Source organism: Bacillus sp. MN7755 (assembly GCF_054771475.1).
Genome location: NZ_BTRL01000017.1, coordinates 254,703 through 276,272, shown reverse-complemented (window position 1 = coordinate 276,272; position 21,570 = coordinate 254,703). Strand labels below are relative to the sequence as shown.

Below are 21,570 nucleotides of genomic sequence, written 5' to 3'. Positions count from 1 at the left end.
GTCATCCTCTTTATTATTGCTCACTTGTTTGTGTAGCTGGCTTTAATAAAAGCCAAGCGATAATTAATGTAAATACTGCTAATACGAAAGTGCTCATATAAATGACGTGTACACTTGATGCTAATGCGGATTGCGATTCGGTTACTACGTTTGCCGTAGTTCCGCCGTGTCCGCCAGATACAAGATCAAGATTTTTAATACCACGTGCGTGAATCATGGTATTGAAAATTGTACCGAATATTGCAGCACCTAACGTTTGACTAAATGTATTAATAAATGTGTTTAAACCAACGGCTGTTCCGCGTGTATGAGCTGGTACGGCTGCTTGAATTGTTACCATGTAAATCGGTGTCACAAGCCCCATTCCTAAGCCGAATAATCCGACTGCTACATAAATAAGGAACGATGGTGAATTTGTTGATAGTATAAATAATAAGAACGTAGCGACTGATAAAATGCTAGCTCCAAGTAAAATAATTTGTTTTGTTTTTAATTTGCCTACTAAGTTACCAGAGAAAATAGCGCCAAATGTCCACATAACCGGGATTGGCATTAAAATAAGTCCGGCTTCTGTCGCATTTTTTCCTAATACACCTTGGCTCCAAATTGGAAGGTACATTGTAATACTAATAATCATTGCACCAGCAATAAGCGTTAATATGTTTATCGTAGATAATGTACGGTTAGAGAAAAGTGATAACGGAATTAATGGTTCCGGAGATTTTTTCTCGATGAATAAGAAAATAATGAATGAAACGACGGCAAAGATTAATAGGCCGATAATTGTTATGTCTCCCCAGTTTTGCTTGCTGCTACCTGTTAATAATGCATATAGTAGAGCGATTGTACTCAGTGAGAAGACTGTTGCACCAAGATAATCGATATGGTGTTTAGCGGGCTTAATAGATTCTTTGTAGTAAATGGCAATCATTAAGCAAGCGATAATTCCGAATGGAACGTTTAAGAAGAAAATATAACGCCAAGAAAGAGAATCCACTAAAAATCCGCCTACTAACGGTCCGATAACACCAGATACACCCCAAACGGCACTCATCCAGCCTTGTGCTTTCGCGCGGTCTTTCGCTTCGCTATATAAGTCTCCAATAATTGTCATTGTGATCGGCATAACAGCACCAGCACCTATACCTTGAAGAGCGCGGAAGAAAATTAATTGTTCCATCGATGTAACGACTCCGCAAAGTGCAGAACCGACTAAAAAGATTGTAGCCCCGATTAGTAAAACTTTTTTACGACCGAATAAATCAGCGAGCTTTCCGTATATTGGAGTCGAAACAGCTGTTGCAAGCATATAAATTGCATATACCCAACTAACAAGTTCGACGCCTGACAAATCACTCGTTATACGAGGGATTGCTGTACTAACAATCGTTCCTTCTACCGCAGAAAGAAACGTCATTAGCATTAAAGACATCATGACTTTTTTTCTCATATGTTTTCCCCTTACCCTTTTTCAAATATTCAACAATATAAAATATAAAGGTACTAAGGTATATAAAGCAATAAAAAAGCACTAGGAATTTAAGGAGAATGAGCATTTGTCGGTAAGTCGATATATGTTGTTGTGGAATCGCTGATATACCTATAAAAAAAGAAACAGGAATCCCTGTTTCTTTTTTTAATACTGCATTTTCGCGTTTTCTCCAGCTGTTGTTCCGGCAATTCTACCAGTAACGAGAGCAGATGTAATATTATAGCCACCAGTATAACCGTGAATATCAAGAACTTCCCCGCAGAAGTATAGGCCATTCGTAAATTTAGAAGACATTTCTTTCGGGTTAATTTCTTTAACGGACACACCGCCGCCAGTAACGAATGCTTTTTCAATTGACTGCGTACCATTTACATTCACAGTAAATTCTTTAAAGTCTTTCACAAGTGCACGAATCTTTTCGTGGGAAACTTGTCCAGCTTGTTCGCTACCGTCAATTTCATTTTTTTCTAATAAGAATAGGAAGTAACGCTCAGGAACATAACCTTTTAACACGTTTTTAATTCCCTTTTTCGGATCTTCCTTCATTTGTTTCAGCATGCGCTGGAATAGTTGTTCGCTATTTTCTTCTGGCAATGCATCGATGCTCATTTGCACTGTATTCGTTTTGAACTTTTTCAGTGCTTTCACAACGAATTGACTACAGCGAAGGGCAGCAGGACCAGATAAGCCGAAATGAGTGAAGAGCATGTCCATTTTGTGAGAAATGATAGCTTTTCCTTTCGGGTTTAATACACTTAAGTTTACGTCTCGTAAAGCGAGTCCTTGCAATGAACGGTCTCGAATAAATGGTTCGTTTGAAAGGATTGGTACTTCTGTTGGGAATAATTCTGTAATCGTATGACCACCTTTTTCAGCCCAAGCATATCCGTCTCCAGTAGAACCAGTTTGAGGAACTGATTTTCCGCCAACAGCGATAACGACGTGATTTGTTTCTAACACTTCGCCAGTCTTTAGTACAACTGCTTTCGTTTGACCGTTCTCATATTCAATTGTTTCAACAGGTGTATTCGTACGGATTTTTACACCTAAGTCGTTTAATCGTGTTAAAAGTGCGTCTACTACCGATTGCGCTTTATTTGAAACAGGGAACATGCGGCCATGATCCTCTTCTTTCAGTTTTACACCGAGCTTTTCGAAGAATGTAATAATATCTTCATTATTAAAAATAGAAAAAGCGCTGTATAAGAAGCGACCGTTTCCTGGTATATGTTTAACGATCTCATCAAGTGGTAGACGGTTCGTTACGTTACAACGGCCACCACCAGAAATCGCAAGTTTACGCCCTAGTTTATTTCCTTTATCAAGAAGTAAGACGCTTGCGCCTTCTTCTGCAGCACCGATTGCAGCCATTAGCCCAGAAGGCCCGCCGCCGATGACAATAACATCATAATGCATAATATATCGACCTCATTTTCTACATTTCCTGCCTAAAAGAATAGCATGTTTTCCCTTAAAAGAAAAATAGAGTGAAGTACTGCTTAAGGAGAGAATTGTGGTACAATACAAAAGTTAGAGTTCAGCACTATCCTGCGATTTGTGGGCTGTAAGACTAAAACCTTAAGAGTTAGGGGAAGTCTAATAGTTCTCGAATGCTCGAATAGTTCAATTAATTATAGTTTCACTTTATGTAGATGTAGGAGGATTTTTGTATGTCCGATTCGAAATTTCTGCGCGGAACGCTCATCGTTACGCTAGGGACATTTTTAGTGAAGTTCTTAGGCATGATTTACGTCTTTCCGTTTCATGCATTAGTAGGGACAGAAGGCGGAACGCTCTATACATATGGATACATTCCATATACGATCTTTTTAAGTATTGCAACGGCAGGGGTGCCGCTTGCTGTTTCAAAATTCGTTTCCAAATATAATGCGCTTGGCGATTATAAAACGAGCCGGAGAATGTTCCGCTCGGGAATGGTTATGATGATAGTAACAGGAGTTCTTTCATTCCTAGTACTGTACATGACGGCGCCGTTGTTTGCAGAAGCAATGCTTGGTAAACAAAGTGTACACAGTAATATAGGAGAAGTTACGACGATTATTCGCCTTGTAAGTTTTGCGCTTATTGTTGTACCGGCAGCGAGTTTAATTCGTGGTTATTTCCAAGGTCACCAATCGATGGGACCGACTACTGTTTCGCAAATTATTGAACAAATTATTCGTATCGTCTTTTTATTAGCCGGTAGTTTTATCGTTATTAAAGTACTTGGCGGTACAGTTGCAACAGCAGTTGGAGTAGCGACATTTGCTGCGTTCGTTTCAGCGGTTGGAGCACTCGGCGTATTAATTTGGTACTGGTTAAAACGTAAAAAACATTTGGATCAATATTTAATTGAACAAACTGTACCAGAGTCGACAGTGAGTACCGTTCAATTGTTTAAAGAATTATTTGCATATGCGATTCCTTACGTTGTAATTGGGTTAACAATTCCTTTATATCAACAAATTGATACATTGACATTTAACTCAATTATGCAAGCGATTGGTCAAGGTGATATCGCAGAGCGAGCACTTGGTATTTTCACAATGTGGACGCATAAATTAATTATGATTCCTGTATCACTTGCGACTGCGTTTAGTTTAACGCTTGTACCAGCAATTACAAAATCATTTACTGAAAAACAATATCGTTATTTAAAGTTACAAATTACACAAACATTCCAGGCAAATATGTTCTTAACATTGCCAGCAGTTGTCGGTATTTCAACACTTGCATATCCGATTTATACTGCGTTTTACGACTCAGATCCATTAGGTGGACAAGTATTAATGTGGTATGCACCGGTTGCGTTGTTATTCGCTTTATTTACAGTAACAGCGGCAATTCTACAAGGGATTAATCAGCAAAAACATGCGATTGTCGCGCTTGTTATGGGTGTTATTTTGAAATTTGTATGTAACGTAATCTTTATTCGTTATTTCGGTACAGTAGGAGCGATTTTAGCGACCGCAGTTGGTTTCTTAGCTTCTGTTTGGTACACAAATCGACAAATTAAAAAGCATGCACACTATTCATTCGGTGTTGTATATAAAAGAACATTCCAAATTGCAATATTAACACTTGTAATGGTCGTGGCGGTAAAACTATCACAATGGATTCTATCCTTCATGATTTCGCCTGATGGCCGTATGGGTGCTCTTATAACAGTTGCGATTTGTGCCGGTATTGGTGGTCTTGTTTACGGAGTGTTAGCAATTCGCACAGGAGTACTTGAAAGAGTATTTGGCGGAGAAGCGTTAGAGAAAATCCAACGTAAACTTGGCAATAGATTCAAAATAAAGTTGAAATCAAAAGGGGCGTAATTACGTCCCCTTTTCTATGATAAATAAAGAAGGTGAAAAACGTGAGATTAGATAAATTATTAGCGAATATGGGATATGGAAGTAGAAAAGAAGTAAAGAAATTATTGAAAGACGGCGTTGTGAAAATTGATGGAACGCCAGTGAAAGATGCAAAGGTTCATGTAAATGTAGAAGAACAAGAGGTTATGATTCACGGTGAAGTTGTGGAATATAAAGAGTTTGTTTACTTAATGATGCATAAACCACAGGGCGTTATTTCAGCGACAGAAGATGATAATCATGAAACGGTAATAGATTTATTAGAGTTAGAAGATGCAATCTTTGATCCGTTCCCAGTTGGACGACTTGATATTGATACGGAAGGTTTCTTATTGATAACAAATGACGGGAAGTTATCGCATCAATTGTTATCTCCGAAAAAGCATGTGCCGAAAAAATATTATGCACATGTTGCAGGGGTAGTAACTGAAGAGGATGTAAAAGAGTTTGCTAAAGGTGTTATTTTAGATGATGGCTATGAAACAAAGCCTGGTGCACTTACTATATTAAAAAGCGATGATGTTTCTGAAATCGAGCTTGTTATTACAGAAGGAAAGTTCCATCAAGTGAAGCGTATGTTTGAAGCTGTAGGGAAAAAAGTAGTCTATCTAAAGAGAACAGAGATGGGACCGTTAGTGTTAGATGAAGAGCTAGAACTTGGAGAATACCGAGAGCTATCAGATGAAGAAGTAGAGATGTTAAAAACATATCAAGTAGATACTGAGAAATAGTGCTGTTTTTAGGCGCAGAAAAGACCCCTTTCTAATGAGTTAGAAAGGGGTATGTATTTATTTACATACAATTATTTTTCGTTATGAGGTCATTCTCACTTTCTTTCCTGTTGTTGTCCACTTACCGCGGCAAGGGCTATACACGAGTTCATTAAACTGCAACACATTTAGATCACGTTGTATCGTTCGCGGTGTGATCCCGAACTCATCTACAAGGTCTTTCGTCGTTACCGTTCCGTTTTCATTGATGTACATATAAATTGATTTAATGCGTGTTAGCATACGAGTAGTTGTAGGTTTCAAGAGAAAACCACTCCTCTACTAGTTTTTTTGACCCCATTCAGGAAAGAAGGTCGTTACTACCATTGTACTCTACATGATAAAATTCATGCTTTAATCTACTTAAATTTTACAAAAGTTTAACAAATATTCATATAGAAAAATATTGGTAGTTGACATTGTATATATGGTCAGTCAACTAACACATAAAATTCTACGCAAAACGCCAAATTCCTGCAAATTTTTTTGAAAAAATAAAAGAAAAACTAATGAGAAATATCTGAAATATTACAATTGTTCGGTATTTGATTTTCGTGTATGGCATAAGAGATTTCGGTTTGTTATGATGAAAGAAACGATATAGTGAAGGATGGATGCGTGATGTCAGCAATTAATTGGACAGAAGAAGTTGCAAAACGAAAAGATGATTTAATTAGTGATACACAACAATTTTTACAAATTAAAAGTGTATGGGAAGAAGAATCGGCGAAAGAGGGCGCACCATTCGGTGAAGGTGTAGAAAAAGCGTTATCTTTCATGTTACATAAAGGAGAAGCTGAAGGTTTTGCTTCTAAAAATTTAGAAGGGTATGCAGGTCATCTTGAAATGGGACAAGGAGAAGAGTTAGTAGGTATTCTTTGTCACGTTGACGTTGTACCAGAAGGAGATGGCTGGACAACTCCTGCATATAGTGCAGATATTCGCGACGGAAAGATTTTTGCACGTGGTGCAATTGACGATAAAGGCCCAACAATGGCAGCCTATTATGCGATGAAAATTGTGAAAGAATTAGGTTTACCTCTTTCAAAACGTGTTCGTATGATTTTAGGAACAGATGAGGAAAGCAATTGGAAATGTGTAGATCATTACTTTAAAAACGAAGAAATGCCAACAATCGGTTTTGCGCCAGACGCGGACTTTCCAATTATTAATGCAGAAAAAGGAATTTCTGATATACAAGTTGTGCAAAATGATAGTGAAGAGAAGAAAGGTACATATGAACTTGTTTCATTTGAATCAGGTCGCCGTTTAAATATGGTTCCTGATTTTGCAGAAGCGATTATTACAGGAGAAGATGTAAATGCACTTACAATAGCATATGAAGAGTATTTACAAACTGCTAAAAAAATAGGTGAAGCAATTGTAGAAGGTAATACAGTAACATTGCAAATTAAAGGGATTTCTGCTCACGGATCTACTCCGGAGAAGGGTGAGAATGCAGGTTTATTACTGGCAAACTTCTTAACGAAAGTTGCTCTTGATGGAAAAGGTGCTTCGTTTGCATCGTTTGTAACAGAAACATTTACAGGAGATATTTTAGGAGAGAAAGCTGGTATTTCTTATAAAGATGATATTAGCGGTCCGTTAACAGTGAATGTCGGTCGCCTTTCTTATACGGAAGAGAACGGTGGTAATTTAGGATTAAATGTACGTTACCCGGTTACAACTAACTTTGAAGAAATGATTACGAATTTAAAAGAATATGTTGGTACTCATGGATTTGAAGTGGCGGATTATTCAAACTCTCGCCCGCATCACGTCGATAAAGATCACGTGTTAATTCGTACGCTGCAACGTGTATACGAAGAACAAACAGGCGAGAAAGCGGAACTATTAGCAATCGGCGGTGGTACTTACGCTCGTTCATTAAAAGCTGGTGTTGCATTTGGCCCGCTATTCCCTGGAAAAGAAGAACTTGCTCACCAAAAAGATGAGTATATTGAAATTGAAGACTTATTAAAAGCAACAGCAATTTACGCGCAAGCAATTCATGAATTAGCGAAATAATGGATATATAAATAATGACCGCTCTCTATTTTGGAGGGCGGCTTCTTTTTACCTGAATGAGATAAGAAAGAAAAGCAACAATAGAAAGAAGGAGAAGATGTACATGGAGCCACATTATTTTGTCGCGATTACGTTACCAAATCATATAAAAGAAGCGCTGTCTAACTATAGAGAGGAAATGCAGGAGGAATTACCATTTCGTTCGTGGGTACATAAAGAAGACTATCATATTACCCTTTCATTTTTAGGTAGTGCGACAGAGGAACAATTAGAAGGAATAAAGAATGGATTACAAACACTTGCAGAAACAGAGGAACTATCGTTCACGTTACAAGGATTTTCAACGTTCGGTATGGAAGATAGGCCGCGTATTTTTTGGGCAAAGGTAAGCGAGAATCAAAATTTGTTTCTATTACAAAAGCAAGTGCACGCTATTTGTGAAGGGAATGGATTTTCTTTAGAAACGCGCCCGTATCATCCACATATTACTGTTGCTCGTAAATGGGTAGGAGAAGAAAAGTATGATTTAGAACATATAAAGGAAATGCCTGAAATATCATTTCAAGCGGATACGATTACTTTATACGAATCTCACGTGAAGGAGACACCGAAGTATAAAGCGATTGCTGAAATAAAATTACAAAAATAGAATGTATGAAAACGTTTTTTATACAGGTGAATATACTATAGAGAATAATGTGTTACTGTATAGGGCTTCGCTGGTAAGAAAAGCCTTATCATTTGCAGCTCGTTTCATTTTAACTTTAAGAATGATGGTGATTTTTTTATGTTGAAAGTAAAACGTCCATTTGAGGCCTATTTAGATGAAATGAATAAAATTACAATTTTGCTCCCACATGCGTATGGAACAAGTCGGACATTTCGTTTACAAGAAGGAAGTAACGTGAAAGATTTACCGATTGCTCATACGATTGCGCTTCCGGATGCAACAAAGTATGAGTGCTTTATAGAAGAGCCGCTAGATGTGGGGAAGTATTATACAGTACGAGATGAACGGAATGAAGAGACAGATTTACAAATAGGTGCTGTCATAAGAACAGCGATTTTTGATGAAAAGTATTATTACGAAGGTACAGATTTAGGGTCCGTGTATCAAAAAGAAGCAACTACATTTAAAGTATGGGCCCCAACTGCGAGGCTTGCGAAAGTAAGGATTTATAAAAGTGATAAAGAATATAACGATTATGAAATGTACAGAGGGGAAAATGGGGTATGGGCTCATACGTTACAAGGCGATTTAGCCGAAGCAAAGTATACATTTCTTGTTTGTATTAATTTAATATGGAATGAAGCAGTGGACCCTTACACAAAATCAGTGACTGTAAATGGGAAGTACGGCGTTGTTATCGATTTGGAAAAGACAAATGTAACAAAAAGAGAGCAATTACCACCATTACAAGCAATGACAGATGTCATATTGTATGAACTGCATATTCGTGATGCTACTATTCATCAGGGCAGTGGAGTGAGTAAAAAAGGAACATATAAAGGGCTAATGGAAGAAGGAACAATAGGGCGAAATGGGACGTTAACAGGTTTGTCTCATATAAAAGATTTGGGTGTTACACATGTTGAACTATTGCCTTTATTTTGTTTCGGTGGTGTAGATGAGGCGAATCCTTCCTCTGCATATAATTGGGGTTACAATCCATTATATTACAATGCGCCTACGGGATTTTATGCTACAAACCCTTCCGACCCGTATAACAGGATCATAGAGTGTAAACAGTTGATTGAAACATTTCATGAGCACGGCATTAGGGTGATTATAGATGTTGTATATAATCATGTGTATGAAAGAGAGTTATCATCATTTGAAAAGCTTGTCCCAGGATATTATTTTCGTCATGGTGAAAATGGTATGCCTTCTAATGGGACGGGAGTCGGAAATGATGTAGCATCTGAACGGAAAATGATGAGGAAATTCATTGTAGAGTCTATTTTATATTGGCTTACGGAATACAATGTTGATGGATTCCGGTTCGATTTAATGGGGATTTTAGATGTTGATACAATAAATATAATAGAAAAAGAAGTGCGAAACATAAAGAAAGATGCATTGTTATTAGGAGAAGGGTGGGATTTACAAACACCACTTCCTGGCGAAGAAAAAGCAACGTTAAATAATGCAAAGAAAATGCCGTATATTGCGCAATTTAATGATCAATTTCGTGATGGGATAAAAGGGAGTACCTTTCATATAAATAAACGTGGTTTTGCATTTGGTGGGCATGTAGACTGTAATCATTTGCAGTATATAGCATCAGGAAGCCTTTTGAGTATGAAAGAAACAGGTTTGTTTCTAGAGCCTGTGCAAAGCATTAACTATGTAGAATGTCATGACAATATGACGATGTGGGATAAATTAATGCGCAGTAATGAAGAGTCAGAAGAGATTTTGAAAAAACGTCACCTGCTAGCAACTGCAATGGTGATTCTGTCGCAAGGTATCCCTTTCTTACATGCTGGGCAAGAGTTTTATCGTACGAAGCAAGGAAATGAAAATAGTTATAATGCAAATGATGAAATTAATCAATTAGATTGGGATCGAAAAGAGAAAGAGATAGAGACCGTTAACTATATAAAAGGTTTAATTGCGATTCGTAAAGAGCATGGAGCATTCCGATTACAAAACGCAGACCTTATAAAAAAGTACATGACTTTTTTGCAAACATCTCCAGAAGTACTGGCATACCATCTAGAGCATGCAGAAACGTTTGGACCGTGGAAAGAGATTGTAGTTTTATTTAATAGCGGTTTAGAAGCTAAAACGGTGCAACTTCCGAAAGAAGAAACATGGCATGTGTTAGTAAACGAAAAGCAAGCGAAAATAGAGCCAATTTCTTCATTTAGAGGAAAGGAACTTAGGCTGGCTCCAATTAGCACGTATATATTGACGATAATGTGACAAATCGCTACTTGACGATGAGAATGTAATAAATGTAGAATTGACAAAGGTGACGATTTTGATAAGTTGTCATTCTAGGACTGGTTTTGTAAAATAATAGAGAGTTTTTGGCTTATGCCAAATTTTCTTTTCATTTACAGTAAAATATATATGAATCCACAACATGTGTAGAAATGTTGCGGTTTTTCTTTTCATAACTATAAAAGATAAGGATTTGTTAACGGGTAATGAATATGGAATGGTTGGAACAATTATTAGGAAAAGAGTGGAGTCTTGTACCGGCTGGTGGAGTAACGGGCGATGCATATATTGCGCAAAACGGACAACAGAAGTTATTTTTAAAGCGGAATACATCGCCCTTTTTAGCGGTATTGTCAGCAGAAGGAATTGTTCCAAAATTACTTTGGACAAGAAGGGTAACAAACGGTGATGTAATTTCTGCTCAAAAATGGCTTCCGGGACAGAAGCTAGAGCCAGAGGATATGAAACTAGAACGTGTTGCAAAACTTTTGAAGAAAATACACTCCTCTAAAGCACTTGTACAGATGATTCAAAGACTTGGGAAGCAGCCGCTTCACGCACAAGAGTTATTACAACAACTGCAACTCGTTTTAAGAGGAGATATAAGGGATGATGAAACAATTCAGCAAGGGCTTCAATATTTAATGGGTTCATTAAAAGATATTGAATACAATGAATTCGTTGTATGCCATTGTGATGTAAACCATAACAACTGGCTATTGTCGAATGAAGATGAGTTGTTTTTAATTGATTGGGATGGAGCTGTAATTGCTGACCCAGCTTTAGACCTTGGTATGTTATTATATTGGTACATTCCGCGCCATGAATGGAGTGAGTGGCTCGGTTATTATGATATTGAAATGGATGAATCGCTGCTTAGGCGTATGAGATGGTATGTGATAGCACAAACGATTTTGTCTATTCAATGGCATACAACAAAAAAGCAGCAAGCAGAAGCTGAATATTGGCATCAATATTTACAGCAACTACTTGCTTCAGAGTAATACTTAAGAAAAATTGTCCATTCCAGCAATCCACTGAGTAAGTTGTTCTTGATTATTGGAAATGTGGTTGTCCAAATTAGAGGAAGATTTACCCGATTGACTATAAGAATATACATCGTTTAGCATTGTTTTAGCGTCACTACTTATATTATCGTTTGCGAGTAACGATTGAATGAGACGCTCTAATTGCTCGCATTCAGAAACTGTCCCGCAACAATCACTTTGGTGATTGACTAAAATATCTTTCAGCACTTCTAATTGATGTTGTTGATTAATTGGCATGAACGGATCATCCTTTCGATTGTTTTTCTCTTCTCGGAATGTAAGAGAAAAAGCTGCTTCGTCATGGAATGTTTAATGCTGTATGTAGTTTTTATCAAAATGGTACATCTTATACTTGAAAGAAACGGACCGAGTGCTCGTACGTACTTGGTTTTTTGTTTGATAGATTGATTAAAACAGAAAGAAGGAATTATTCCTTTAAAATAGTTTTGTAAAGAGAGGGAGACATCTATGCGTTTAAGACATAAACCGTATGCAATGGATCGAATTAATGAGTATTCTCACATCGTAATTGGAAACCCAGAGGAGCGCGCTGGTAACTGGAAAGAAGTATTTGGAAATGAACAACCAATTCATATTGAAGTAGGTACAGGTCGTGGCCGCTTTATGTATGATATGGCAAAAGCGAATCCACATATTAATTATATTGGAATTGAAAAATTCACAAGTGTTGTTGTAGATGCACTTGATAAATTAATTGAAGAAGAAGTACCGAACTTAAAGTTAATTAATAAAGATGCTGAAGATTTAACAGTTTTCTTTGCAAAAGGTGAAATTGATCGCGTTTATTTAAACTTCTCAGATCCATGGCCAAAGAAACGTCATACGAAGCGTCGTTTAACGTATAAAACGTTTTTACGCAATTATGAAGAAGTGTTAGTAGAAGGCGGAGAAATTCATTTCAAAACAGATAACCAAGGTTTATTTGAATATTCTATTATGAGTATGGCTGAGTACGGTATGTTACTAACTTACTTAAGCTTAGATCTTCATAACAGCGACTTTGAAGGTAACATCATGACTGAATACGAAGAGAAATTCTCTAGTAAAGGTCATCGTATTTACCGAGTAGAAGCAAAATATCGCACAGAGCCTATGCAGTAATGCGTAGGTTTTTTTGTATCTAAAATAATCAGAATTTTATGTTAGTATTGAAAGAAAAGGGGGATGAAAAATGGAACAGTTACAAATTGGAGATATAAAAGTGACGTGGCTAAAGGGCGGGAACACACATTTAGATGGAGGAGCAATGTTTGGCGTTGTACCGAAAGTACTTTGGTCACGTAAATATAAACATAATGATACAAATCATATTTATTTACGAACAGATCCGTTACTTTTGCAAACGAAAGACGGTAATATGCTCATTGATTCTGGAATAGGAAACGGTAAATTGAATGAGAAGATGAAACGAAATCAAGGTGTAACGGAAGAATCAACGGTTTATGAATCATTAGAAAAACTAGGATTAAAGCCTGAAGATATTCGCTACGTTTTAATGACGCATCTTCATTTTGATCATGCATCTGGTTTAACGAAATGGGAAGGTGATCAACTTGTACCAACGTTTCCGAATGCGAAAGTTTATGTAAGTGAAATAGAGTGGAATGAAATGAGGCACCCAAATATTAGATCCCGTAATACGTATTGGAAGGAAAATTGGGAGCCGATTGTAGATCAAGTTGTTACGTTTCAGCAAGAAATAGAAATTACGAATGAAATAAAAATGGCGCATACAGGCGGTCACAGTGATGGACATGCAGTTATTGCTTTAGAAAGCAAAGGGGAAACGATGCTGCATTTAGCAGACCTATTGCCGACGCACGCACATCAAAATGTATTATGGGTAATGGCTTATGATGATTATCCGATGACATCCATTGAGAATAAGCAAAAGTGGATGAAGTACGGCGCTGAAAAAGATGCATGGTTTACGTTTTACCATGACGCATATTACCGTGCAGTAAAGTGGAATGAGGAAGGGCATATTGTAGAAAAGATAGAGAGAAAAACGAGTATAGAAGCATAAAAATAGGAGGTTGTTCCAGAATATTTGTTGGAGCAGCCTCTTTTTTAATGTCGGCTTTTGCCGGTAATTCGATAAAATGGGGTAATCGCTGATATAAATCGAGTTACGCCGATAAAATTAGAAAATCGCCGATATAAAATGAGTTGCGCTAATATATTTGAAAAATCACCGATAAATTTCAATCACTATCTACAATTAAAAAATAAGAGGTTCACCTAATGGGAACCCTCCTTTTTATGCTGCTATAACCTCTAAAACAGTACCTGTTTTAGCATCAACTAAAAATTCAAATCGTTCTTGTATATCATCTAACATTGTTGTAAGACCGCCGCGATAAACTTCGTATGCGACATCATATTTTTCAAATGTCTCTGGAACCATATGTACCCAAGAGCCAGTAATTTCACCTTTATGACTTAATGCTTGTTTCACCATTTTCAATGCTTTTTCTGAAGAAATATGGGATTGTTCTTGTACTTTGTTTGCAACGAAATAACCAGCTGCGAACCCAACGCCAAGACCTGCTACTAAACCTTTCCAGCTCATATATTCACCTCAATTCTATAAAATAAAAATAGTGTACCGATAATAATTATAAAGCAAATACAGTTAAAAAAGAAGAAACTAGAAACATTTCGAAAATTTCGTTACAATAAAAGAGGTATTCTACTAAGGTTTGAAAGAAGGGGACTTCGTGAATAAAGAGACATTACAATTATTTCGTACGTTAACAGAATTACAAGGTGCGTCAGGTTTTGAACATGATGTACGCCGTTTTATGAAGCAAGAATTAAGCAAATATGCTGATGAAATTGTACAAGACGGTTTAGGTAGCGTATTTGGTCTGAAAAAAGGGGACGAAACTGGCCCACGTGTTCTTGTAGCAGGTCATATGGATGAAGTAGGTTTCATGATTACGCAAATTACGAAAAACGGAATGCTTCGTTTTCAACCATTAGGCGGCTGGTGGAGCCAAGTTCTATTAGCGCAGCGCGTACAAGTGATGACGAAGAATGGTCCTGTTATTGGGGTTGTTGGGTCTATCCCTCCTCATTTATTAAGTGACGCGCAACGTGCAAAACCGATGGATATAAAAAACATGTTAATTGATATAGGTGCAGATAGCTATGAAGATGCGATTGAAATTGGTGTAAAACCAGGACAACAAATCGTGCCAATCTGCCCGTTTACGCCGATGGCAAACGAAAAGAAAATTATGGCGAAAGCTTGGGACAACCGTTACGGATGTGGCCTTGCAATCGAATTACTAAAAGAATTAAAAGACGAAACATTACCAAACACATTATACTCTGGAGCGACTGTACAAGAAGAAGTTGGTCTTCGCGGTGCACAAACTGCTGCAAATATGATTCAACCAGATATTTTCTATGCGCTTGATGCAAGTCCAGCAAACGATGCATCTGGTGATAAAACGCAGTTCGGTCAATTAGGAAAAGGTGCTCTTCTTCGTATTTACGATCGTACGATGGTAACACATAGAGGAATGCGTGAATTCATTTTAGATACAGCAGAAACACACAACATTCCGTACCAATACTTTATTTCACAAGGCGGTACAGATGCGGGACGTGTACATACAAGTAACTCAGGTATCCCATCAGCAGTAATTGGTGTTTGCGCACGTTACATTCATACACATGCTTCTATTTTACATGTTGATGATTATGCAGCAGCAAAAGAACTAATTACGAAGCTTGTAAGAGCAACGGATAAAACGACGTTAGAGACAATTAAGAATAACGCGTAAGGAAGAAGGGCTGAAGAGCCTTTCTTTTTTTGGATTGAAGAGATAACCCATCGGCGTGTGGTGGTGGTCAGTGCCTAACGTGTGCTCGAATGATGTGTTAAGACCGCGGGTAGGAAGAAAGAAGAAGTCTGTTTTTGTGTTTAGAACCAGTAATATTGTGGAAATTCACCTTCTTTTATAGGTAGAAGGGATTCCCCGGTGGTGTGTGATAGTGGTTGGTGCCTAATTCGTACCCGAAGCGGATGTTAGAACAAAATGATAAATTTTTATAGAGGTGAACGAAATGAAGGTAGTAGTTGGATCGAAGAATAAAACGAAAGTTGGAGCTGTGGAGAAGGTTTGGAGTGATGCCGAAATTACGTCTCTTTCTGTTCCTTCAGGGGTAGCAAACCAGCCGTTTTCAGATGAAGAGACGATGCAAGGAGCTGTTAATAGAGCGAAGCAAGCGCTTCAAGAAGGAGAAGCTCAAATTGGTATTGGGCTAGAAGGCGGCGTGATGAAAACGGAGTACGGTTTATTTATGTGTAATTGGGGCGCGCTAGCAACAAGTGATGGTAAAATATTTGTTGCCGGCGGGGCACGTATTACGTTACCGGATGATTTTTTAGCACCTCTTGAAGAGGGCAAGGAGTTAAGTGAAGTGATGGAAGAGTTTGTACAGAGAAAAGATATTCGTAGTCACGAAGGTGCAATCGGTATTTTTACAGATGATTATGTTGATCGCACGGAATTATTTGTACACGTTGTTAAGTTACTTGTTGGGCAATATAAGTATGACGAAAAGCAAGCATAAACCTTGCACCGTGCGCGATGTATGGTAGTATAAAAGAAAGATTATAACATGAAAAAATGCACTCGTTAGAGGAGGAAATATAGATGAAATCATTAGAAAGCATGGAGCAATTCCAACAATTAAAAAATGAAGAGAATGTAGTCTTTATGTTCTCAGCAGAATGGTGCCCAGACTGCCGTTTTGTAGACCCATTTATGCCAGAAGTAGAAGAGAAATATAGTGATTTCTCATTTTACTATGTAGATCGTGATGAGTTTATTGATCTATGCGTCAAATTAGATGTATTTGGCATTCCGAGCTTTGTAGCGTACAATAAAGGTGAAGAAACAGGTCGCTATGTAAACAAAGATCGTAAAACACAAGAACAAATCGAAGAGTTCATTGAAGGTTTAAAATAAGGCAATTTGCCAATTGAATTGTAAAACAACCTCTACCTTCGCGGGGGAGGTTATTTTTTTGGAAGGGAGGAAAAAGAGATGAAGATGACAAGTAAAAAGATGAAAGACGAGTTAATGAAGAAATTATCTCGTCCGGAATGGGACTTTCAGTATGATAGCGAGAAAGAGGTTCTACGTATAGAACAGAAAGACTCAAAAAAAGGTATTAACGTATCGCTTCCAGGCGTTGTGGCAAAATGGGAAGTGAATAAAGAAAAAGCAATTGAAGAGGTTGCCTATTACGTACAAGAAGCGTTAATTGCGATGCATAAAGAAGAAAATAGCGCAGCAAAAATTTTACCTGTTATTCGCTCTACTTCTTTCCCGAAACAAGCAGAAGAAGGAAATCCGTTTATTATGACGGATCATACGGCGGAAACACGTATTTACTACGCGCTAGATTCTAATAAAACGTATCGACTAATTGATGAGCGTTTATTACAAAAGTTAGAGCTTACAGAACAACAAGTACGTGAAATGGCATTATTCAATGCTCGCTCATTAGGTTATGAATTTAAGCAGGACACAGTAGCAGGTAATACATTCTACTTTTTAAACACAAATGATGGGTATGATGCGACTCGTATTTTAAACGAATCGTTACTACAATCGATGCGTGAAAAGATTTCTGGTGACATGGTTGTTGCTGTTCCTCACCAAGATGTATTAATTATTGCTGATATCGTCAACGAAATCGGTTATGATATTATTGCACAAATGACAATGAAATTTTTTGCCGAAGGGCATGTTCCGATTACATCACTTTCATTCGTATATGAAGATGGGGACTTTGAACCAATCTTTATTTTAGCGAAGAATCGGAAGAAGACAGATGGAAAAGAGAAAGGATGAACGAAGTGAACGTTTTTTACAACCTTGAAGGAATTGGTGACACTTTAATTGTTGCCTTACAAGATATTACTTTAGAGAACCGTACTTTTGATCGCAAAGGAGATGTTGCTCGCGTATACGATCGTGAAAGCAACGAAACAGCAGGATTCAACATCTTTAATGCATCTTCTTACTTAGAAGTAACAGAAACAGGTAACCTTACATTAACGAAAGAACTTGTAGAAAAAATCAACGAAATTTTAGCGAAGAACGGCTTTGAAGAAACAGTAGAAGCAGATCTTTCTCCAAAATTTGTTGTAGGTTATGTAGCGGAAAAAGAAAAACATCCAAATGCTGATAAGCTAAACATTTGTAAAGTAGAAATCGGTACAGAAACATTACAAATCGTATGTGGCGCACCGAACGTTGATGCAGGACAAAAAGTTGTCGTTGCAAAGATCGGCGCTGTAATGCCAAACGGTATGTTAATCAAGCCAGCTGAGCTTCGCGGTGTTCCTTCTTCTGGAATGATCTGCTCTGCACGTGAATTAGAGCTTCCAGATGCTCCACAAGAAAAAGGTATTCTTGTATTAGAAGATAGCTTTGAAGTTGGACAAGAGTTTAAATTTTAATTGATGTTAAGAAAAGAGAGGCTGTCCTTTTGGGTGGCCTCTCTTTTTGTTTTTTATTTTTTGTAAATCGATATTCTATGTCGAATCGTTAATATATTTAGAGTTACGATAGATAAATTTGAAAAATCGTTAATATTATGAGGATGTCACCTTTTTTCACAAAATCTATATTGTATTTTATAAACAATCTAGTTAAAATTTAGAAAAATAGAAGGGGATAGACGTATGAAACAACAACTAAAAATCGCAGAACTTCTGAAACGAATTGAAACTTCAAAACAGCAAGATATCGAGTTAGGTTCTTATGAAATCTATTTGTTTAGTGAAAATGAATTAGAAAAAGGACAAATCGGTTATCGATATGATAAACATAAAAACTCATTAATAAGTGAAGAACACGGAAAATGGAAAGAGAAATGGATTGTTATCGGATATGAAACAGATATGGGAGATCCAGTTTTTGTAAATGTGGCTGATGATGCTTATCTAGTTTATACTGCAGAGCGTGGTACAGAAACGTGGCAACCCGTTCATATTGGAAATATGGATGAGATTATAAAACAATTATAAGAAAAACTTTGAGACCGGTGCAAAGTGATGGGAGAAAAACATGAAGTATATAAAAATAATGAGCATGATTGCATTCATTGGCATATATATGGGAGGTTGCTCACAAGAACAACCGAAAAAAGAGACAACATCTTCTATAAAAGAAACAAGCGAAGATAAAAAGAAAGACGCACCGGTAGAAAAACAGCAAGAAGAACAAGAAAAGAAAGAAGAACCGCAAGCAGTTCAAACGAATGAGCAAGTGGAGCAAAAGCAGGAGGAAGTGCCGACCGAGGAAAAGAAAGAGGAAGCTACGCCAGTGCAGCCAACTGAGCAACCAGTACAAAATAATGAACAAAAAATAGAGAGTAATGAAAAGCAAGGAAAGTTTCTCGTTGTTATTGATCCAGGGCATCAACAAAAAGCAAATTTAAATTTAGAGCCGATTGGGCCAGGAGCAACAACACAAAAATATAAAGTGACAGATGGTACAACTGGTGTTGTGACGAAAAAAAGAGAGGCTGTCCTTGTATTAGAAATGGCTTTCGTATTAAAGGAAAAGTTAGAAACAAAGGGAATACAAGTATTAATGACGAGAACGTCACAAGATGTTGATATGAGTAATAAAGAACGGGCAACATTTGCGAATGATCATAAAGCGAATTTATTTTTACGTCTTCATGCAGATGGTTCTGAAAATCCGAATCAAAGTGGGTTTGCTGTATTAACACCGTCAGAAGGAAGTCCGTATACGAAAGAGATTTATAAGGAAAGTCTTCAAATCTCTCAAACGATAGTAAATAAAATGAGAGAAAATCATCAAGTGAAAGTAAATGGAATTAAATTCAGGGACGATCTTTCTGGATTAAATTGGTCTAAAGTACCTGGTGTACTATTAGAACTTGGGTTTATGTCAAATTCTGAAGAAGATAAGAAATTATCTGACCCGCAGTATATAAATTCTTTATTGCAAAGTGTAACGGATAGTGTAGATGAATATCGGAAGAGTAAAGCTTAAACGCAGTCTTACATGTAAGGGTGCGTTTTTCCATATGAAAACACTCGTAAATTAGAATATTATGGATAAATATGACATGCTTAATTTTACCTGCACTTTTTGCCGAATGCTGATACAATAAAGGATGTTACTATTTAGTAGAAAGAGTGGTAAGCATGTTAGATTGGATGAAAAAGCTGTTTAACAAAGAGGAAGAACAAACAGCGATGAATAAAGAAGTACCAGAACGAATTGAAAGTCAGCCGAAAATTCCTCGTGTAAACCACTACACTGAAGCAAGAGAAGCACAAATGGCAAGTAGGAATGCAGGTAAATGCCGTTTTCCATTAGTACCGGATAATGGGTTCGATGAAGAGGATGTTATAGAAACAGGGCATTTTGAAGAACAACCTGTTCAAGCTGTAACATATGAAAATCAGCCTATTCAAAGAGGAATCAAAGTGGAAAGAAGTAGACGACAGTATGTGGAAAAGGTAGTTTCTACATATGAAGAACCGGAAGTGCAATATGAACCGGAGCGAGAGTCTGTCGTTAAAAAGGCACCTGTATCGTCGCAAGAAAGTAACCGTAGACCATTTCGTCCAACAGAAATGATTTCACCAATTTACGGATATAATCGTCCTTCTGTAGAGAAAAAGGAAGAAAAGCAGGAGGAAGTAAAGGAAAGAGAAGATCTTGAAATATCTGTAGAGGGCAAAGCAGTTGTTGATGCATGGTTAGAGAAAAAAGGGTATACATTATCAGATTTCTCAGAAGGACAAGCAACGTCTTCTTCGCCTAGTCATGAACCAGTTGGTCAACAGGATAAAAAGGAAGAAAAATCAGTTGTTGATCAATGGCTAGAGAAAAACGGTTATGAAATTGAACGCCAAGAGCCTATAGTAGAAGAAAATGAAGTGGTTCAAGAAATGAGTACACCGCAGGAAGTTTCAGCGGATGAATTACTTCATAAAACAGTAGCTGAGCAGATGGAAAGTGCTAAGCTAGAAAAAGATGTAGTGGTGTTAAACGAAAACAATCTACAAGAAGAATTAGTAGCTTCTAAAGTAGAGCACGAGGATACAATATTATCAGAAGAAATTAAACGTAATACAGAAATAGAACAACCTACTATTGAAGTAGAAAAGCAAGCTCCAGAAGAATCAGTGATTGTCAAAGCAGAAGAAAAACTTGAAGAAACAATCATTGTGGAAATACCGGAAGTAATTGTAGAAACAGAACAGCTTGAAAAAGTAGTTATGGAAACAGAAGCGCCAGAAGAAGTGGAAGTAATTGCAGAAACAGAAGCGCCAGAAGAAGTAGAAGTAATTGCAGAAGCAGAAGCGCCAGAAGAAGTGGAAGTAATTGCAGAAACAGAACAGCTTGAAGAAGTGGAAGTAATTGCAGAAACAGAAGCGCCAGAAGAAGCGGAAGTAATTGTGGAAGCAGAAGCGCCAGAAGAAGTGGAAGTAATTACGGAAACAAAAGGTTCAGAACCTACAGCACTTGAGGCAACCCAGCAAGAAATGTTGTTAAATGAAGAAATTGAACAAAAGAATGAGTTCATACCTGTTGCTGAAGCTGATGAACAAACGAAGAAAGATGTTCAAAGCTTTGCGAATACTTTAATTGCGGAAGAACAACGAGTTGTAGAAGAAGCACCGATTGCAGAAGAACAATCAGTTGTAGAAGAAGCGTCGATTGCAGAAGAACAACGAGTTGTAGAAGAAGCGCCGATTGTGGAAGAACAACGAGTTGTAGAAGAAGCACCGATTACGGAAGAACAATCAGTTGTAGAAGAAGCGCCGATTGTGGAAGAACAACGAGTTGTAGAAGAAGCACCGATTGCGGAAGAACAACGAGTT

At 37.4% G+C, this 21,570-nt stretch carries 20 protein-coding genes and 1 pseudogene; 16 read left to right on the top strand and 5 right to left on the bottom strand.

The features are described from left to right. Positions 1–13 precede the first annotated feature (13 nt). Entirely contained in the window at positions 14–1,450 is a 1,437-nt protein-coding gene (locus ACYVEC_RS20670; RefSeq protein ID WP_460508107.1) for an MDR family MFS transporter, read from the bottom strand. Between the two features lie 186 nt (positions 1,451–1,636). Next, positions 1,637–2,908 carry a BaiN/RdsA family NAD(P)/FAD-dependent oxidoreductase gene (locus ACYVEC_RS20665; RefSeq protein ID WP_098556292.1) on the bottom strand — a complete coding sequence of 424 codons (1,272 nt, stop codon included), beginning with the start codon at positions 2,906–2,908 and terminating at the stop codon, positions 1,637–1,639. Positions 2,909–3,162: 254 nt separating this feature from the next. Here ACYVEC_RS20665 and ACYVEC_RS20660 point away from each other — a divergent pair, with 254 nt between their 5' ends. Together ACYVEC_RS20660 and ACYVEC_RS20655 are read left to right on the top strand one after the other, a co-directional pair. Continuing rightward, complete coding sequence (locus ACYVEC_RS20660; RefSeq protein ID WP_063222441.1) at positions 3,163–4,815, top strand: putative polysaccharide biosynthesis protein; 1,653 nt, start codon at positions 3,163–3,165, stop codon at positions 4,813–4,815. 41 nt (positions 4,816–4,856) lie between these two features. Beyond that, the gene (locus ACYVEC_RS20655) at positions 4,857–5,585 is read left to right on the top strand and encodes a pseudouridine synthase (protein WP_060632590.1); all 729 of its coding nucleotides are present in this window, start codon (positions 4,857–4,859) and stop codon (positions 5,583–5,585) included. A gap of 81 nt (positions 5,586–5,666) precedes the next feature. On the opposite strand, the gene ACYVEC_RS20650 is transcribed toward ACYVEC_RS20655, so the two are convergent. After that, complete coding sequence (locus ACYVEC_RS20650; RefSeq protein ID WP_000805512.1) at positions 5,667–5,888, bottom strand: DeoR family transcriptional regulator; 222 nt, start codon at positions 5,886–5,888, stop codon at positions 5,667–5,669. Positions 5,889–6,245: 357 nt separating this feature from the next. Between ACYVEC_RS20650 and pepV the strand changes: the two genes are divergently transcribed. The 4 genes from pepV to ACYVEC_RS20630 all read left to right on the top strand — a co-directional run bounded on the left by pepV (position 6,246) and on the right by ACYVEC_RS20630 (position 11,606). Further along, a complete protein-coding gene (gene pepV, locus ACYVEC_RS20645) occupies positions 6,246–7,652 on the top strand; it encodes a dipeptidase PepV (protein ID WP_460508104.1) in 1,407 nt (468 codons plus the stop codon). A gap of 103 nt (positions 7,653–7,755) precedes the next feature. Further along, positions 7,756–8,301 (top strand): RNA 2',3'-cyclic phosphodiesterase, encoded by a 546-nt coding sequence (gene thpR, locus ACYVEC_RS20640; protein ID WP_098556296.1) that lies wholly within the window; start codon positions 7,756–7,758, stop codon positions 8,299–8,301. A gap of 138 nt (positions 8,302–8,439) precedes the next feature. Then, entirely contained in the window at positions 8,440–10,581 is a 2,142-nt protein-coding gene (gene pulA, locus ACYVEC_RS20635; protein WP_063222444.1) for a type I pullulanase, read from the top strand. 227 nt (positions 10,582–10,808) lie between these two features. Next, on the top strand, positions 10,809–11,606 hold the full coding sequence (locus ACYVEC_RS20630; protein WP_063222445.1) for a phosphotransferase family protein: 798 nt from the start codon (positions 10,809–10,811) through the stop codon (positions 11,604–11,606). Between the two features lie 3 nt (positions 11,607–11,609). On the opposite strand, the gene ACYVEC_RS20625 is transcribed toward ACYVEC_RS20630, so the two are convergent. Then, positions 11,610–11,888, bottom strand: coding sequence for a YtzH-like family protein (locus ACYVEC_RS20625; RefSeq protein WP_001122235.1), 279 nt, complete (start codon positions 11,886–11,888; stop codon positions 11,610–11,612). A 231-nt stretch (positions 11,889–12,119) separates the two neighbouring features. Here ACYVEC_RS20625 and trmB point away from each other — a divergent pair, with 231 nt between their 5' ends. Together trmB and ACYVEC_RS20615 are read left to right on the top strand one after the other, a co-directional pair. Beyond that, positions 12,120–12,773 carry a tRNA (guanosine(46)-N7)-methyltransferase TrmB gene (gene trmB / locus ACYVEC_RS20620; protein WP_060632584.1) on the top strand — a complete coding sequence of 218 codons (654 nt, stop codon included), beginning with the start codon at positions 12,120–12,122 and terminating at the stop codon, positions 12,771–12,773. Positions 12,774–12,843: 70 nt separating this feature from the next. Beyond that, complete coding sequence (locus ACYVEC_RS20615) at positions 12,844–13,698, top strand: YtnP family quorum-quenching lactonase (protein WP_063222447.1); 855 nt, start codon at positions 12,844–12,846, stop codon at positions 13,696–13,698. A gap of 234 nt (positions 13,699–13,932) precedes the next feature. Here the strand turns inward: ACYVEC_RS20615 and ACYVEC_RS20610 are convergent, their stop codons facing one another. Beyond that, entirely contained in the window at positions 13,933–14,244 is a 312-nt protein-coding gene (locus ACYVEC_RS20610; RefSeq protein ID WP_000118537.1) for a PepSY domain-containing protein, read from the bottom strand. Between the two features lie 148 nt (positions 14,245–14,392). Here ACYVEC_RS20610 and ACYVEC_RS20605 point away from each other — a divergent pair, with 148 nt between their 5' ends. From ACYVEC_RS20605 to ACYVEC_RS20570, 8 genes and pseudogenes are all read left to right on the top strand, one after another. Further along, a complete protein-coding gene (locus tag ACYVEC_RS20605) occupies positions 14,393–15,466 on the top strand; it encodes a M42 family metallopeptidase (RefSeq protein ID WP_002170155.1) in 1,074 nt (357 codons plus the stop codon). A gap of 283 nt (positions 15,467–15,749) precedes the next feature. After that, positions 15,750–16,259, top strand: coding sequence for a DUF84 family protein (locus ACYVEC_RS20600; RefSeq protein WP_063222449.1), 510 nt, complete (start codon positions 15,750–15,752; stop codon positions 16,257–16,259). Between the two features lie 83 nt (positions 16,260–16,342). Continuing rightward, a complete protein-coding gene (locus tag ACYVEC_RS20595; RefSeq protein ID WP_000838193.1) occupies positions 16,343–16,657 on the top strand; it encodes a thioredoxin family protein in 315 nt (104 codons plus the stop codon). 78 nt (positions 16,658–16,735) lie between these two features. Further along, positions 16,736–17,548, top strand: a complete 813-nt coding sequence (locus ACYVEC_RS20590; protein ID WP_000784600.1) for a DUF1444 domain-containing protein — start codon at positions 16,736–16,738, stop codon at positions 17,546–17,548. Continuing rightward, complete coding sequence (gene ytpR, locus ACYVEC_RS20585) at positions 17,545–18,159, top strand: YtpR family tRNA-binding protein (RefSeq protein WP_063222450.1); 615 nt, start codon at positions 17,545–17,547, stop codon at positions 18,157–18,159. The genes ACYVEC_RS20590 and ytpR overlap by 4 nt, the downstream gene beginning before the upstream one ends. 225 nt (positions 18,160–18,384) lie before the next feature. Beyond that, positions 18,385–18,729 (top strand): hypothetical protein, encoded by a 345-nt coding sequence (locus tag ACYVEC_RS20580; protein ID WP_063222451.1) that lies wholly within the window; start codon positions 18,385–18,387, stop codon positions 18,727–18,729. A 40-nt stretch (positions 18,730–18,769) separates the two neighbouring features. Next, complete coding sequence (locus tag ACYVEC_RS20575; protein WP_460508096.1) at positions 18,770–19,726, top strand: N-acetylmuramoyl-L-alanine amidase; 957 nt, start codon at positions 18,770–18,772, stop codon at positions 19,724–19,726. A 155-nt stretch (positions 19,727–19,881) separates the two neighbouring features. Further along, positions 19,882–21,570 (top strand): annotated as a pseudogene (locus tag ACYVEC_RS20570) (DNA translocase FtsK); the annotation flags it as partial.

Bases quoted from the DNA above. Each gene is read 5' to 3' on its own strand.
- ACYVEC_RS20595 (WP_000838193.1), top strand. From the start codon at position 16,343: ATGAAATCATTAGAAAGCATGGAGCAATTCCAACAATTAAAAAATGAA.
- ACYVEC_RS20660 (WP_063222441.1), top strand. From the start codon at position 3,163: ATGTCCGATTCGAAATTTCTGCGCGGAACGCTCATCGTTACGCTAGGG.
- pulA (WP_063222444.1), top strand. From the start codon at position 8,440: ATGTTGAAAGTAAAACGTCCATTTGAGGCCTATTTAGATGAAATGAAT.
- ACYVEC_RS20575 (WP_460508096.1), top strand. From the start codon at position 18,770: ATGAAGTATATAAAAATAATGAGCATGATTGCATTCATTGGCATATAT.
- thpR (WP_098556296.1), top strand. From the start codon at position 7,756: ATGGAGCCACATTATTTTGTCGCGATTACGTTACCAAATCATATAAAA.
- ACYVEC_RS20610 (WP_000118537.1), bottom strand. From the start codon at position 14,244: ATGAGCTGGAAAGGTTTAGTAGCAGGTCTTGGCGTTGGGTTCGCAGCT.
- ACYVEC_RS20630 (WP_063222445.1), top strand. From the start codon at position 10,809: ATGAATATGGAATGGTTGGAACAATTATTAGGAAAAGAGTGGAGTCTT.
- ACYVEC_RS20670 (WP_460508107.1), bottom strand. From the start codon at position 1,450: ATGAGAAAAAAAGTCATGATGTCTTTAATGCTAATGACGTTTCTTTCT.
- ACYVEC_RS20615 (WP_063222447.1), top strand. From the start codon at position 12,844: ATGGAACAGTTACAAATTGGAGATATAAAAGTGACGTGGCTAAAGGGC.
- pepV (WP_460508104.1), top strand. From the start codon at position 6,246: ATGTCAGCAATTAATTGGACAGAAGAAGTTGCAAAACGAAAAGATGAT.
- ACYVEC_RS20665 (WP_098556292.1), bottom strand. From the start codon at position 2,908: ATGCATTATGATGTTATTGTCATCGGCGGCGGGCCTTCTGGGCTAATG.
- ACYVEC_RS20580 (WP_063222451.1), top strand. From the start codon at position 18,385: ATGAAACAACAACTAAAAATCGCAGAACTTCTGAAACGAATTGAAACT.
- trmB (WP_060632584.1), top strand. From the start codon at position 12,120: ATGCGTTTAAGACATAAACCGTATGCAATGGATCGAATTAATGAGTAT.
- ACYVEC_RS20590 (WP_000784600.1), top strand. From the start codon at position 16,736: ATGAAGATGACAAGTAAAAAGATGAAAGACGAGTTAATGAAGAAATTA.
- ACYVEC_RS20600 (WP_063222449.1), top strand. From the start codon at position 15,750: ATGAAGGTAGTAGTTGGATCGAAGAATAAAACGAAAGTTGGAGCTGTG.
- ytpR (WP_063222450.1), top strand. From the start codon at position 17,545: ATGAACGAAGTGAACGTTTTTTACAACCTTGAAGGAATTGGTGACACT.
- ACYVEC_RS20625 (WP_001122235.1), bottom strand. From the start codon at position 11,888: ATGCCAATTAATCAACAACATCAATTAGAAGTGCTGAAAGATATTTTA.